This window comes from Paenibacillus sp. FSL H8-0034 (genome assembly GCF_038000305.1).
GTDB lineage: Bacteria > Bacillota > Bacilli > Paenibacillales > NBRC-103111 > Paenibacillus_S.
The window spans coordinates 2,385,437-2,400,894 of the sequence record NZ_JBBOBS010000001.1; the positions used below are offsets into that span (position 1 = coordinate 2,385,437).

12 protein-coding genes are annotated in these 15,458 nt (G+C 45.9%); 11 read left to right on the forward strand and 1 reads right to left on the reverse strand.

Features of this window, described 5'->3' with window-relative positions; genetic code table 11:
- Positions 1 to 11 precede the first annotated feature (11 nt).
- On the reverse strand, positions 12 to 737 hold the full coding sequence (locus NST47_RS10830; protein ID WP_341155142.1) for an alpha/beta hydrolase: 726 nt from the start codon (positions 735 to 737) through the stop codon (positions 12 to 14).
- A 210-nt stretch (positions 738 to 947) separates the two neighbouring features.
- Between NST47_RS10830 and pdhA the strand changes: the two genes are divergently transcribed.
- The 11 genes from pdhA to NST47_RS10885 all read left to right on the forward strand — a co-directional run bounded on the left by pdhA (position 948) and on the right by NST47_RS10885 (position 15,440).
- Positions 948 to 2,021 carry a pyruvate dehydrogenase (acetyl-transferring) E1 component subunit alpha gene (pdhA, locus tag NST47_RS10835; RefSeq protein WP_341155143.1) on the forward strand — a complete coding sequence of 358 codons (1,074 nt, stop codon included), beginning with the start codon at positions 948 to 950 and terminating at the stop codon, positions 2,019 to 2,021.
- Positions 2,022 to 2,040: 19 nt separating this feature from the next.
- A complete protein-coding gene (locus tag NST47_RS10840) occupies positions 2,041 to 3,021 on the forward strand; it encodes an alpha-ketoacid dehydrogenase subunit beta (protein WP_341155144.1) in 981 nt (326 codons plus the stop codon).
- An 87-nt stretch (positions 3,022 to 3,108) separates the two neighbouring features.
- Positions 3,109 to 4,533, forward strand: a complete 1,425-nt coding sequence (locus NST47_RS10845; protein ID WP_341155145.1) for a dihydrolipoamide acetyltransferase family protein — start codon at positions 3,109 to 3,111, stop codon at positions 4,531 to 4,533.
- 3 nt (positions 4,534 to 4,536) lie between these two features.
- Complete coding sequence (gene lpdA / locus NST47_RS10850; RefSeq protein ID WP_341155146.1) at positions 4,537 to 5,955, forward strand: dihydrolipoyl dehydrogenase; 1,419 nt, start codon at positions 4,537 to 4,539, stop codon at positions 5,953 to 5,955.
- 159 nt (positions 5,956 to 6,114) lie between these two features.
- Positions 6,115 to 8,304, forward strand: coding sequence for an alpha-galactosidase (locus NST47_RS10855; RefSeq protein ID WP_341155147.1), 2,190 nt, complete (start codon positions 6,115 to 6,117; stop codon positions 8,302 to 8,304).
- 145 nt (positions 8,305 to 8,449) lie between these two features.
- On the forward strand, positions 8,450 to 10,951 hold the full coding sequence (locus NST47_RS10860; RefSeq protein ID WP_341155148.1) for an EAL domain-containing protein: 2,502 nt from the start codon (positions 8,450 to 8,452) through the stop codon (positions 10,949 to 10,951).
- A complete protein-coding gene (locus NST47_RS10865) occupies positions 10,915 to 11,976 on the forward strand; it encodes an HD domain-containing phosphohydrolase (RefSeq protein WP_341155149.1) in 1,062 nt (353 codons plus the stop codon). Before NST47_RS10860 ends, NST47_RS10865 begins: the two co-directional genes overlap by 37 nt.
- A complete protein-coding gene (locus tag NST47_RS10870; RefSeq protein WP_341155150.1) occupies positions 11,977 to 12,522 on the forward strand; it encodes a heme NO-binding domain-containing protein in 546 nt (181 codons plus the stop codon). It abuts the gene before it with no gap.
- A gap of 6 nt (positions 12,523 to 12,528) precedes the next feature.
- Positions 12,529 to 14,226: an ATP-binding response regulator gene (locus NST47_RS10875; protein ID WP_341155151.1), complete on the forward strand. Its 1,698-nt coding sequence runs from the start codon at positions 12,529 to 12,531 to the stop codon at positions 14,224 to 14,226.
- A 67-nt stretch (positions 14,227 to 14,293) separates the two neighbouring features.
- A complete protein-coding gene (locus NST47_RS10880) occupies positions 14,294 to 14,674 on the forward strand; it encodes a response regulator (RefSeq protein ID WP_341155152.1) in 381 nt (126 codons plus the stop codon).
- A gap of 172 nt (positions 14,675 to 14,846) precedes the next feature.
- Positions 14,847 to 15,440, forward strand: a complete 594-nt coding sequence (locus NST47_RS10885) for a TetR/AcrR family transcriptional regulator (RefSeq protein WP_240414267.1) — start codon at positions 14,847 to 14,849, stop codon at positions 15,438 to 15,440.
- The last annotated feature ends 18 nt before the right edge of the window (positions 15,441 to 15,458 follow it).

Consider the following 15,458-nt stretch of genomic DNA (forward strand, 5'->3'; position numbering starts at 1 on the left):
GTGCCCCGCCCTTATAGGAACAACTTCAAAGCCTCTGGAAGCTCCTTTTGCCAAAAGCCCCATACATGCTTGCCAGGCTTTTCTATATAAGTAAGGTTGCAGCTTCTCGCTTCGAGGAGCTGTTTGGTTTGTCGGTTTGCCTCTAGAAAATCGTAAGTGCCTCCCTGTGTAGCGATTTCCAGCTCGTCCGTTCCAATCAGCATATACAGCTTCAGCCAGGACAAATCGGTTTCTTGGGCAACTTGATCTTGTGTTTGCTGTAAAAATGCACCGGATAAGGATAGGACATTGCAAAATAGGCTACGATAATTTAAGGCTAGATGCAAAGATACGGTTCCTCCCAATGAGTCTCCTGCAATGATGCGATCCTTGGCGATGCTGCCCACAGGGTAACGGCTTTCAATAAAGGGCAGAAGCTCCTGTGAGAAAAAATGCGTGTAGGCTTCAAAGCGTGCTTCCCCTGGAGCATACTCCGAGGTTCTTGTCGCGACGTCAACATCGACGCCAACAATGATCGCAGGCTGAACTCCCTCATCATAAATCAGATGGTTCATGAGTGTAGCGATGCGTCCAAAATTAAAAAATTGCTCACCATCCTGACAATATATGACAGGATATGTGTTTAGCTCCTGATAACCAGGGGGTAAGAGGATTCGAACCGGCCTTTCTTGACCCAATGAGGTAGAGGGTACCTGTTCTTTTACAATCGTTCGTTTATAGTAAATGGCTTCGTCCATAAGGGTTTCCTCCAGTTGTATTAGTATAGTTTTGTGGATTTTATTAATCTGTACTATATATTTTTAAAAACTGTTATATAGGGTAGGGCTAATAAAAATCATATTTTTCAAGTAAGTAGTTGTGTTCTGAGTGAAAACAGGTTTATAATACTACTATAACAGAATTCCAGCTTTAATGGCATTGAAATCCTACTATTGAGGTGAATGTACATGAGTAAGCCGTATGAAGTAGCTGTAACCGAGGTACAGCCTTTATCCGTTCTAGCGCCTGACGGCACTGTCGTAAATGAGCAAGAAATGCCGAAATTGAGTGACGAGCAGTTAAAAGAATTAATGAGACGTATGGTATTTACGCGTACTTGGGATCAACGGGCTGTTAACTTGACCCGTCAAGGCCGTCTTGGCTTCTACGCTCCAGTATCGGGACAGGAAGCAACAATGATCGGTAGCGAATTTGCTTTAAATTCAGATGATTTTGTATGTCCGGGTTATCGCGATATGCCGCAAATCGTATGGCATGGTCTTCCGATGTATCAGGCATTCCTATATTCCCGCGGTCATCAGCACGGCGGACAAATTCCAGAAGATGTACATGTACTTATGCCGCAAATCATTATCGGTGCACAAATTCTTCATGCAATGGGCGTTGCCATGGCATTCAAAAAACGCGGTGAAAAACGTGTATCCATTACGTATACAGGTGACGGCGGTTCATCCGAAGGCGACTTCTATGAAGGTCTGAACTTTGCAGGTGCATTTAAACTTCCTGCGATTTTTGTTGTGCAAAATAACGGTTATGCCATCACGACTCCATTCTCCAAGCAAACCGCAGCAGCATCTGTTGCTCATAAAGCAGTAGCAGCGGGTATTGTAGGCGTGCAGGTAGATGGTATGGATGTTCTGGCTGTAGTGAAAGCCGTTCAGGATGCTGCTGAGCGTGGACGCAATGGAGAAGGCGCGACATTGATCGAAGCGATCACATACCGTTTCCTGCCGCATTCCATGTCCGGTGACGATCCGTCCAAATACCGTACGAAGGAAGAAAGCACGGAGTGGGAACAAACCAAAGATCCTTTGAACCGTTTCCGTTTATACGTTACAGCCAAGGGCTTATGGTCGGAGGAAGAAGAAGCCAAGGTTGTAGAAGAAGCGAAGCAAGCAGTTGCTGACGCCATTAAAAAAGCAGAAGCTGTGGAGAAAATGACGATTCCCGGCTTGATCGATAGCATGTTTGAAGTAACACCGTCCCATCTGGAAGAGCAAAAAGCAGATTATTCAAAGTAAAAGGGAGGAAGAGTAAGCCATGGCACAAATGACAATGATTCAAGCGATCAAGGATGCAATGCGTGTTGAATTGGAACGCGATCCGAACGTAGTCATATTCGGTGAAGATGTTGGTAAAGTCGGCGGTGTATTCCGTGCAACGGAAGGTCTACAGGCTGAATTTGGCGAGGAACGTGTATTCGATACGCCTTTGGCTGAATCCGCAATCGGTGGTTTGGCAGTAGGTATGGGGATTCAAGGATTTCGTCCGATTGCTGAAATCCAATTTGTCGGTTTTATTTATGAAGCATTAGACCAGATTTGTGTTCAGGCAGCACGGATGCGTTATCGCTCAGGCGGTCGTTACAATGCGCCAATTACATTCCGTACTCCTTTTGGCGGCGGCGTAAAAGCGGCTGAACTGCATACAGATCCGTTGGAAGGTTTGTTAACTCAAACACCAGGAATTAAAGTAGTGGTTCCTTCCAATCCTTATGATGCCAAGGGACTGCTGATTGCGGCTATCCGCGACAATGATCCTGTATTTTTCATGGAGCATCTGAACTTGTACCGTTCTTTCCGTGCTGAAGTGCCGGAAGGCGATTACACAGTGGAAATTGGTAAAGCCAAAGTTGTCCGCGAAGGTTCTGATGTTACCATTATTACCTACGGCGCTATGGTGCATACTTCTTTGAAGGCTGCTGAAGAAATCGAAAAAACTCGTGGAACGAAGGTAGAAGTCATTGATCTTCGAACATTGATGCCGCTTGATATCGATACAATCGTGGAATCGATCAAGAAAACGAACCGCGCTATCGTTGTACAGGAAGCACAAAAATCGTCCGGTATTGCTGCAGAAGTAATTGCACAAATTAACGAAAAAGCGATTCTGCACCTTGAGGCTCCTGTACTTCGTGTAACACCTCCGGATACCGTATATGCATTCTCACAGGTTGAAGACCAATGGCTTCCTAATCCGGCCCGTATTATTGCTGGACTGAACAAAGTATTGGATTTTTAGGATAACGAAGCAAGTTTTGCTACGCAAAACTCTAAAGGGAATGCTTACGAAGTAAGTTTTCTACGAAAACTTTTAGGAGGTTACAATATGGCGGTATTTGAATATAAATTCCCGGAGCTTGGTGAAGGCATTCACGAAGGTGAAATCGTCAAATGGCTGGTTAAGCCAGGCGATGTCGTCAACGATGAGACCATCATTATGGAAGTCCAAAACGATAAGTCAACCGTAGAAGTACCTTCTCCTGTTGAAGGCAAGATCGTCGAAATCAAAGTTGCTGAAGGCACTGTCTGTACGATTGGCGATCTGATCGCAACAATCGAAGTTTCTGGAGAGGTTCCACAGCAAGCGGGCCACGATCACGGTCAAGGAGAGAGTGCGGCTCCGGCAGCACCAGCTGAGGCTGCTCCAGCAGCGAAGAGCGATGACCAAGCTGCCGAGTGTGCAGTTGGCGGAGCGGTCGCGGCTAATGTCGCGAACTCGAAGCTGGATACGCCGCTGGCAGGCGGAGCACCGGCTGAAGGCGCGGCTCAAGCCGATGCAGCAGCCGGCGGTAAAGCACTGGCTACGCCAAGCGTGCGCAAGCTCGCTCGCGAGAAAGGCTTGAACATCGGGCTGGTCACAGCTAGCGGCCCTAACGGCCGCGTGACCAAGGAAGATGTTCTCGCATTTGCCGCAGGCGGAGGCACAGCCGCGGCAGCGCCATCTGCTGGAAGCGAAGCTCCGGCAGCAGCTGCGGAAGCAACTTCGAACGCAGGCGCTCCAAGCAAGCCGGCAGTCGCTTCAAGCGCAGCGGCAGCAGTTAGCGGTGAGCGCATCGAAGAACGCGTGCCATTCAAAGGCATTCGCAAAGCAATCTCGAACGCGATGGTTAAATCCGTTTACACAGCTCCACACGTAACCTTGATGGATGAAGTAGACGTAACCCAATTGGTTGCTCTTCGTGCGAAGTCCAAACCCATTGCAGAGAAAAAAGGCGTTAAGCTGACTTACCTGCCTTTCATTGTAAAGGTTCTGGTTGCAGCGGCGCGTCAATTCCCGGCTTTGAACGCGATGATCGACGAAGAAAAGAACGAGATTGTCTACAAAAAGTACTATAACATTGGTATCGCAACCGATACGGATAATGGCTTGATTGTGCCTGTTATTCAGGATGCGGATCGTAAAAATATTTGGACAATCGCTGAAGCTATCAAGGATTTGGCAGCACGCGGTCGTGATGGCAAGCTGTCAGCAGCGGAAATGAAAGGCGGCACGCTGTCGATCACGAATATTGGTTCGGCTGGCGGCATGTTCTTCACACCTGTTATCAATTTCCCTGAAGTGGCAATTTTGGGTACAGGACGTATTACTGAGAAGCCGGTTGTGAAGAATGGTGAGATCGTCATCGCTCCGGTAATGGCTCTTTCCTTAAGCTTCGATCATCGGATTATCGATGGTGCGACAGCTCAAAACTTTTTGAACTATATCAAGCAATTGCTGGCTGATCCTGAGCTATTAATCATGGAGGTGTAACAAATGGTAGTAGGCGATGCATCTGTAGAAATCGACGTGTTGGTCATCGGTGCAGGTCCCGGTGGGTATGTGGCTGCTATTCGTGCCGCTCAACTGGGTAAAAGTGTTCTGATCGTAGATAAGTCGGAAGTCGGAGGTGTATGCTTAAACCGTGGCTGCATTCCATCCAAAGCTTTAATTCATGCTGCAGAAGAGTTCGAGGCAGCAAGCCATAACTCATCGATCGGGATTGTTTCCGAAGGCGTCAAGATTGATTTTACAAAGGTACAGGAATGGAAATCCGGTATTGTGAAAAAGATGACAGGTGGCGTAGGCCAACTGCTCAAAGGTAACAATATTCAGGTATTCAATGGCGAAGCCTTGTTCATTAATGAAAATGAAGCCCGCTGCTTCAATGATAATGAAACAGCTCGTTTCCGCTTCAGTGATTGCATCATTGCAACAGGCTCGCGTCCTATTGAATTAAAGGCATTCCCTTATGGTGGTCGTATCCTTTCCTCCACCGAAGTGCTGGATCTAAAAGAGGTTCCGGAAAGCATGATCGTCATCGGCGGCGGCTACATCGGTATCGAGCTTGGACAAACGTATTCGAGACTGGGTACAAAGGTTACAGTTCTGGAAGGCTCTGACTCCATATTGCCAGGCTTTGAAAAGGAACTATCCAATCTGGTTGGCCGTGGCTTGAAAAAAGGCAATGTTGAGGTATTCACAGAAGCTTTGGCTCAAGGCTGCGAGCAAACGGATAAAGACGTTACCGTTACTTTCACAGTCAAAGGCGAGGAGAAAAAGGTTACTGCACAATACGTGCTGGTAACCGTTGGACGTCGCCCGAACACCGATGGCGATCTGTCACTTGAGTTGGCAGGCGTTGAAGTGGGTGAACGTGGTTTGATCAAAATCAACGAAAAATGCCAAACTAATGTTCCGCATATTTATGCAATTGGTGATATCGTCGCAGGTCCTGCTTTGGCGCATAAGGCTTCTTACGAAGGTAAGGTAGCGGCTGAAGTCATTGCCGGACAACCAAGCGTAATTGATTATAAATGTATTCCAGCTGTCGTATTCTCTGATCCGGAAATTGCAAGTGTAGGCTTGAGTGAAACTGAAGCCAAGGCACAAGGCAAAAATACAGCTGTGGGCAAGTTCCCATTTGGTGTAAATGGCCGTGCATTGACGATGAATACCTCTGACGGTTTTGTAAAGCTGATCGGTGACAAGGATTCAGGTCTGCTCTTGGGCGGACAGGTTGTCGGTAAGCAAGCCTCTAACCTGATTGCCGAATTGGCTTTGGCCATCGAATTGGGTGCTACTGTTGAGGATATCGCGCTTACGATTCATGCACATCCTTCATTGGGTGAAATTACGATGGATGCAGCTGAAGTATTGTTGGGACACCCGATTCATGTATTGGGTAAAAAATAAGATTGATGTACACAAGCCTGGAGCCTCGCTGCTCCGGGCTTTTTTTGTTGATAATCCTACATTTGTCCATACGACATTGCAATTATCCATTAACAGATGTGATCGAACATTGTAGGATACTCCTTGTAGATCATTTTTTATAAAAAGGTGTGTGTTCACATGGGGATTCAATTTGATGCAGAACAGCGGCTGTTTCATCTTCAGGCTGCTGATACGAGCTATGGCCTTCAAATATTGGAATCAGGTTACGTGGTCCACTTGTACTGGGGCCGGAAAATAAATCATCTAAAAGCAACACATTGGCTTCAACTCGGGAGAGACCGGTCCTTTTCTCCAAATCCGGATCCTGCTGATCGAAATTATTCACTCGACTGGCTGCCGCAGGAGTACCCGGCCTATGGAAATTCTGATTACCGTCAGCCTGCGATTCAGCTGCAGCTGGAGAATGGCTCCACAATAACGGATTTCAAGTACGAATCACACCGTATTATAGCTGGTAAGCCAACTCTGGACGGACTTCCTTCAACCTATGTTGAGCATGCAGATGAAGCACAGACACTTGAGCTCACTTTGATAGATGAGTTGACTGAGCTCAAGGCGGTATTAACTTATACGGTTTATGAAAATCATAATGTGCTTACGCGTTCAGTTCGTTTGATCAACGAAGGACTGCAAGCGCTCAAGGTGCTGCGTGTGCTCAGCATGAGTATCGATATGGCCGATAGCGGCTATGACCTGCTGCAGCTATCAGGAGCTTGGGCACGTGAGCGGTATGTTGAGAAGAGAGCACTCGTCCCTGGCACTCAATCCATTGAAAGCCGCCGCGGTGGCAGCAGTCATCAGCAGAACCCATTCATTGCTTTGCTGGCGAAGGGCTCCACAGAGGATCATGGTGACGTGTATGGATTCAGCCTTGTGTACAGCGGTGGTTTTCTCGCCTCCGTGGAAGTAGACCAATTTAATACGACACGTGTAGGCATGGGTATCAATCCATTTGATTTCAGCTGGCTGCTGGAGCCCGGGCAGTCTTTTCAAACGCCGGAAGTGGTGATGGTTCACTCTGCAAACGGGCTTGGCGGAATGTCACAGACATATCATGAGTTATATCGCACGCGGCTGTGCAGGGGAACATTCCGTGACCAGTCACGACCTGTATTGATCAATAACTGGGAAGCGACGTATTTTGACTTTACGGCAGATCAGATCGAGCAAATCGCAAAAGCCGGCAAAGAGCTCGGGATTGAGCTGTTTGTGCTCGATGACGGTTGGTTCGGACAGCGCAACAATGATAAAACCTCTTTAGGCGATTGGTTTGTTAATCTGGAGAAGCTCCCCGAAGGTTTAGGGAACCTGGCTGAGCGAATCACCAAGCTGGACATGCAGTTCGGTTTATGGTTCGAGCCTGAAATGGTTTCTGTCGAAAGTGAGCTGTATCGGGCGCACCCAGACTGGTGCTTGCATGTACCGAATCGAACGAGATCCGAGGGAAGGAATCAACTGATTCTCGATTTATCGCGTTCCGAGGTTTGTGATTATATCGTGAATTCGGTATCGGGTGTACTTAACAGTGCTCCAATCACTTATGTCAAATGGGATATGAACCGATCTATGACCGAAATCGGCTCGGCTTCATTGCCTCCCGAGCGCCAAAGAGAAACGGCTCACCGCTACATGCTTGGTCTATATTCGGTGATGGAGCGTATCACGTCTGCTTTCCCACATATTTTGTTCGAGAGCTGCTCGGGTGGCGGAGGACGGTTCGATCCAGGAATTTTGCATTATATGCCCCAAACCTGGACAAGTGACAACACCGATGCGGTGACCCGCTTGAAAATCCAGTATGGGACGAGTATCGTCTATCCGATCAGCTCGATGGGAGCCCATGTGTCAGCAATTCCTAACCATCAAGTACATCGCAACACCTCACTGCAAATGCGGGGGGATGTCGCGATGTCAGGAAACTTTGGCTATGAACTGGATCTAACGAAGTTTACGCCAGGTGAACGAGAGCTAGCGAAGCAGCAGGTAGCCATGTATAAAGAGCTGCGTCAATTCGTTCAATTTGGTTCTTTTTATCGGCTGTTAAGCCCCTTTGAAGGGAATACTGCTGCCTGGATGTTTGTATCCACGGATGGGCAGGATTGCTTGGTCTGCTATTTCCAAATTTTATGTGAGCCTAATGAGCCGACAGAGCGCATCAAGCTTAAAGGTCTAGATGCAGACGCTCAATATACCTGGTTGGGTACCGATGAAGTATATGGCGGCGACGAACTGATGTATGGAGGTTTCAGCTTACCATCATTACAGGGGGATTACCAAAGTTTCCTTGTACGTCTGAAAAGAGTATGAATACAAATTGCAAGGCTGTTCCAAGAGTCTATGAGACTATGGAGCAGTCTTTTTTTTGCTAAAATTTAAGTTAAATTTTCAGAAATTTTTTAGATTCATCGTGTATAATGGATTTTAGTATGTGCTTTTTTGAAAGGGGAACAGAATGGAACATCTTCATGGAACTTACAACCCGCTAATCGTTATTATTTCTTATATAATAGCAGGAGCAGCCTCTTATTCTGCATTGGATTTGGCTGGAACTATTAGCTTCACTAAGGGAAAAGCACGGGCTCTTTGGTTAATTTGTGGAGCCAGCTTAATGGGATTGGGTATCTGGTCTATGCATTTTGTCGGAATGCTGGCATTTTCTTTACAGATGGAGGTTACCTACCATACCGAGCTTGTCGTGTTATCCGTTGTCCTGGCTATAGCAGCTTCGTATATTGCCTTGTATATCGTTAGTAATAATGAACAGAGAGTCCGTCAATTGGTCACTGGCGGTGCATGTATGGCTGCAGGTATTTGTGGCATGCATTATATCGGGATGGCTGCAATGATGGTTGATATTACATACAATTTCTGGTTGGTTGGTATTTCTATACTGGTAGCTGCCGTAGCCTCTAGCGCGGCGCTTTGGCTGCTATTTTATTTTCGCGAGAATAAGTCCCGCTATATCGTTCTTTATAAGTTGATAAGCGGACTCGTGATGGGAGCGGCAATAGCTGGCATGCATTATATCGGAATGGCAGCGGCTGAATTCTATCATGGGGAAAAAACGGTGATTGCATCAGGCATGCAGATCGAGCAGGGGATTCTGGCTTATATCATTGCGGCAGGTACGCTGGTTACCATTGGATTCACACTGTTCGGTATTTATGTGAATAAACGATTATCATCTAAAGATTCAACGATTTTGGAACACGAAAGATGGTACCATTCTCTGTATGAGAATAACTCTAATGGCATTGTATCGGTGGATATTCATGGTAATATTATGGGCTTTAACCCTGCTGTGACCCGAATAACAGGGCTAAACGAAGCGGACTTCATTAATAAGCATATATCGCTTATCGGTTTGCAAATTGCAGAAGAGGAAAGGGAAAACACGAAAAATTTTTATTATGAATCGTTCAAGAAGCAGCCGCAAAGCTATGAAACTGCATTGATGGCTAATGGTAAACGGGTCGATTTGAGCATTATTAACGTGCCTGTAGAGATTAAGGGAAGACTTGTCGGCAATCATATTATCGCGAAGGACATTACTGAAGAGAAACAATCCAAGGAAAAGGTGCAGCATCTTGCTTATCATGATGAGCTGACGGGATTGCCGAACCGGAGAAGGTTCAATCAAGTGCTTGCAGAAGCCATCGAGGCGACTAAGGGAACGGATTTGAATTTTGCGGTTATGGTGTTGGATATTGATCGGTTTAAGATGATAAATGATTCATTGGGCCATACCTACGGCGATATTTTTCTGCAAGAAATGTGTGAGCGTATTCGCAAGAGCGTAGAAAACTATAAAGTGACACTGGCTCGAATCGGTGGTGACGAATTTACCCTGGTATGCGATCATAGCTATGATGAAAGTAAATCGATTGAGATTGCAGAACGAATTATCCAGGCTGTACAACTGCCTTACCATCTTAAGGACAATGATTTCTACATAACGGCGAGTATTGGTATTGCTCTCTATCCGCAGCATGGATCGGATGATGTGCAGTTGCTCAAAAATGCAGATACGGCGATGTACGAAGTTAAGAAGAACGGGAAAAATGGATACTTCATGTTCACCAGTAAGCTGGATTTCGAGCTTCAGGAAAAAATAGAGCTGGAAAGCGATTTGCGAAAAGCTATCGAGCGTAACGAGTTTCTGCTGTACTATCAGCCGCAAATTCGTCCGAGTGATAATCATATGATAGGTGTGGAAGCCTTGGTAAGATGGATGCATCCGACCAAAGGTATGCTGTCCCCGGGAATGTTTATCTCCATTGCCGAGGAGACGGGAATGATCTATGAACTTGGATCATGGGTATTACGTGAGGCTTGTACACAGATGCGGGCCTGGCATGATGCTGGAGGGCCATTGATTCCTGTTTCCGTAAACTTGTCCTCTCAGCAGTTCCATCAGACGAATCTGGTTTCACAGATCAGGAAAATTCTCGAAGATACACGCCTTGAGCCCCAATATCTGGAGCTGGAAATAACGGAAAGCATGATGATGGACGCTTCGATATCTTCAGAGATTTTGAATGAATTGAGTGGGAGCGGCATTCGAATCAGCCTCGATGATTTTGGGACAGGCTACAGCTCATTAAGCTATTTGAAGCTTTTTCCGATTCACAAGCTCAAAATCGATCGTTCCTTTATTACCGATATTACGAGTGATGATAATGATAAAGCGATTGTAGCTACCATTATATCAATGGCGAGACATCTTAATATGGAAGTGATTGCAGAAGGTATTGAGACTAAGGATCAGCTTGAGATATTACTGGATAATGAATGTCAGGAAATACAGGGCTTTTACTACAGTAAACCTTTATCGGCTGGTGATGTGGAGCAGGCCTTTTTTGTACCGATGAGAATACAGAATCTGCAGGCTAGTGAACAACCGAATGGAGCGAAAGTATGGTCGAAGAAAGCCTTAAGCAGGCAAAAATATTAATTGTAGATGATCAGGAATATAATCTTAGTCTCCTGGAACGGATTCTGGATCGTGCAGGATACAAGAACCTGCACAGCAGCACGGACCCTCATCAGACTGTGCCATTAATCGAGAAGATGGACCCGGATATTGTGCTGCTTGACTTGCATATGCCGGAAATCGATGGGTTTGAGGTATTGAGATTGATTCGTGAATATACCCATGAAGACAGCTATTTACCCGTTCTTGTGCTTACAGCTGATATTACGCCAGAGGCCAAGAAAAGGGCGCTGCAAGCGGGTGCTAACGATTTTCTGACCAAGCCGTTTGATCGAGCCGAGGTTGTTCTTCGTATTCATAATTTGTTAAGAACGAGATATCTTCATCTGCAGCTTCAGCAGCAGAACGAGCTGCTTGAGGAGCGCGTACAGGAGCGAATGAAAGAGCTGCGGCAAGCGAAAGCCGAAATCTTGCAATTGCTTGGCCGCGCTTCAGAGTATCGTGACGATATGACCGGTCAGCATACACAACGAGTTGGGCGGCTGTCGGGCTTGATTGCTGATCGATTGGGACTTCCTGCTCGGCAGGTGGAGATGATCCGAATGGCAGCGCCGCTGCATGATATCGGTAAAATCGGTATTCCCGATGAGCTGCTGCTGAAGCCGGGTCGCTTTGAGCCTGAGGAGTTCGAACGGATGAAGCTGCATACGACCATCGGCGCCAGTATTTTGGAAGGAAGCTACTTTGCGGTTTTGAAAATGGCAGAAATTATTGCCGGCTCACATCATGAAAAATGGGACGGAACTGGGTATCCCCAAGGATTAAGCGGTGAGGCTATTCCAATAGAAGCACGAATTGTTGCGCTTGCTGATTTCTATGATGCATTGACGCATGAACGTCCTTACAAAAAAACGTGGACGTCTCAGGAAGCGATCACTGAAGTGAAAAGTCAGCGCGGGAAACATTTTGACCCACAGATTGTGGATGTATTCATTGATTTATTTCACGATAGCGCTGTTAACTTTTGTAACGAGGAGGTTGTATAAATGAAGGGGATTGTGTTCACGGCATTTATTGAAATGGTAGAGCAAAAGTTTTCTTTGAAAATGCTGGATACGATCATCACCAATGCTCAATTGCCTTCCGGAGGAAGCTATACAACTTTAGGTACGTATGATCACAGCGAAATGATTCAGCTTGTTGTTATGCTCAGTGAGCAATCGGGCATACCTGTTGCTGATTTGGTTAAAGTATTTGGTGAATATTTGTTCGTTCAATTGGTTGAAATGTATCCGCAATTTGTAAATACGAACCGGACCTTGTTCGATTTCTTGTTAAAGGTTGACAGCTATATTCATGTCGAGGTGCTGAAGCTGTATCCGGATGCCGAGCTGCCCGGGTTCCAATATGAAACTAGCGGTCCCGACGAATTGGTAATGATCTATCGTTCATCTCGTCCGTTCGCTGATCTTGCTGAGGGTTTAATTCTTGGTTCCATCCAGCATTACGGCGAAGCTGTGGACATCCAACGGGAAGATTTATCAAATGGTACGGTGAATACTGCCCGATTTACTTTAACAAAGCGGGGGTGAAATCTCATGGATGAAATTGCGATGCTTCGCAGACAGCTCGAACGAGAAAAAGCCGCCCGAAAGGAAGCCGAAAAAATAACGGAGCAAAAAACTCGTGAAATTTATTACATCAATCAGGAACTGCGACGGTTGAATGACAATCTGGAAGACCTCGTCGCCGAGCGCACAGCGGAGCTGGGAAGAGCCCATGATGAAGCTATTCAAGCGAATATGATCAAGAGCCAATTTCTTGCAAACATGAGCCATGAGCTGAGGACACCTCTCAATGCGATTATCGGTTATAGTGAAATGCTGATGGAAGAAGCGGAGGAAATCGGTGAATTGGTCTTCGTGGAGGATCTGGGGAGAATCAACAAGTCGGGCAAACATCTGCTTGAGCTGATAAATGATATACTCGATATTTCGAAAATTGAAGCCGGTAAGATGGATATGTATTTTGAACCCTGTGATCTGACAAGCTTGATTCATGATGTCATGACTACGGTGAGGCCACTGGTGGAAGCGAATGGAAATCGTGTGGAGATTCATAATGTTGAAGGCGAGATTATAAGTGATGTAACGAAGCTAAGACAAATTTTATTTAATTTATTAAGTAATGCAGCCAAGTTTACTAAAGAAGGTACTGTGTATATCGAGGTTAGCTATGAAACCCGAGATGATCGTCCAGGCTGCTCCTTTAGCGTCAGAGATACGGGAATCGGCATGACATCTGAGCAGATAGACAAGCTGTTTCAACCATTCACACAAGCGGATTCGTCGACAACCCGTAAATATGGCGGGACTGGACTCGGTTTAGCGATCAGCCAACGGTTCTGCGAATTAATGGGAGGAACGATATCCGTTCGCAGTGAGCTCGGTCAGGGAAGTGCCTTCACTTGCTGGCTTCCCCTCCAGGCTTCTGCGCAGGCTGATTCTGCATCACCGGCATTCCTGAATCAGCTGCCAATGGAGCTTGAGCAAGCGAGCATCCTTCTCATTGACGATGAGCCTGCCAACCAGCAGCTGATGCGACGGTATTTGGCCAAGGAAGGCTGGACATTAGCGTTTGCTGAAAGTGGGCAGGAAGGTCTGAGTCTTGCCAGAAAAATTCGTCCGAAGGTAATCTGTCTGGATATTTTGATGCCAAGCATGGACGGATGGACTGTACTTTCCTTACTCAAGAATGATCCCGATTTGCAAAATATACCTGTTATTATCCTCTCATTAACGAATGACAAGCATTTGGCCTATTCATTGGGTGCATCCGAATTTTTGAATAAGCCGGTGAATCGGGAGCAGATGATCAAGGTATTGGACAAATTTGTTTCGAATCATCAGGATCATTCCGTATTGGTCATTGAGGACGATGTGGTTTCAAGTGAAATGATGACCAAAATGTTAACCAAAGAAGGCTATGACGTAAGCCAGGCTAATAACGGACGGACTGCGCTGAATGGCATGGAGAACAAAATCCCTGATTTGATTCTCTTGGATCTGATGATGCCGGATATGGACGGTTTTCAATTTCTCTCTGAGCTGCGTGAGCGCGAGAAGTGGTGTCATATTCCCATTGTTGTAGTAACAGCGAAAGCAGTTACTGCAGAGGACCGTTTGAAGCTGAATGGTTATGTGAAGGATATTTTGCAAAAAGGAACGTTCGATAGGGATTCACTAATAGCAGAGATTCGCGGACTGATTCCCGGACCCCCACAGGATCCAAGCTAAGAGACCGTGATTCTATATAGTGTTAGTGCTGGCGAATAATGAATTTATTATGATTAAGGAGTCTCGTATGCATACTATTCTTTTGGTCGAAGACAACGAGATGAATCGCGATATGCTATCCAGACGTTTAATCCGCAAGGATTATCGGGTCCTTATAGCGGAGGATGGTCAACAAGGTATTGAACGCGCCGCTCTGGAACACCCTGATCTGATTTTGATGGATTTGAGCCTGCCCGTACTGGATGGTTGGGAGGCTATTCGGATTCTGAAGCAATCCCCGGAGCTGAGGGATATACCAGTCATTGCTTTAACTGCCCATGCGATGATATCAGATCAGGAAAAGGCATACGCAGCTGGCTGTGATGATTTTGACACGAAGCCGATTGACCTGAACCGATTGCTGGAGAAGATATCCGCGGCATTGACCAAGCAGAAGCACCTACCATAAAAGCTATGGAGTGCTTCTTTTTTTATGCTGATTTATAGATTGACACGGGGCATCAACGGGTGTATTATCCAATTATAAGCAATTTGAACAAACGTTCAAAACATTTGTTTAAAACAAATGTTCAACATTTATACTATGTATGATATTTGATAGATCAAAGGAGGCTGAAATGATGCAGGATAGCAAGGATGTAAAACTGAAAATTTTGGATGGAGCGAAGGTGCTGTTTGCTCAAAAAGGCTTTGAGGGGACAACGGTTCGTCAAATCTGTGATCAAGCGGGTGTTGCGTTAGCGTTGGTATCGTATCATTTTGGCGGCAAGGAGAACGTACTGTTGGCTTTGTATGATACATTTGCACCGCAATTTTTGCAGGAGCCTTTCGTATTGTCTGATCCTGAACAGGATTTACGGAGGTTTATTACAGAATTCGTACGATTTCGTAGGGAGGAGCCGGAGCTGATCAATATATTACAGCAGGAAATTATGATGCAAAGTCCGAGAGCGGAAAAACTGCAGAAATGTGTGTTTGCTTTATGGATGCCTTTGAGGGAAATATTGATATCGGGGAAAGAGCAGGGACAATTTGAGTATGAATCATTGAGGCATACGCTGAATTTTATTGTAGGTACGTTAATTTTTTCGCGTGTCCACTCTTTTTTCGACCCGGTGTTTGTGCAGGATGATATCAAGGACAAGGATGAGTTGGAAGAAGTAGTCGAGCATACGCTCCGATTTATTTTCAAGGGATTGCAGGCTGCACACTAGTCATCATGAGGGGAGAAG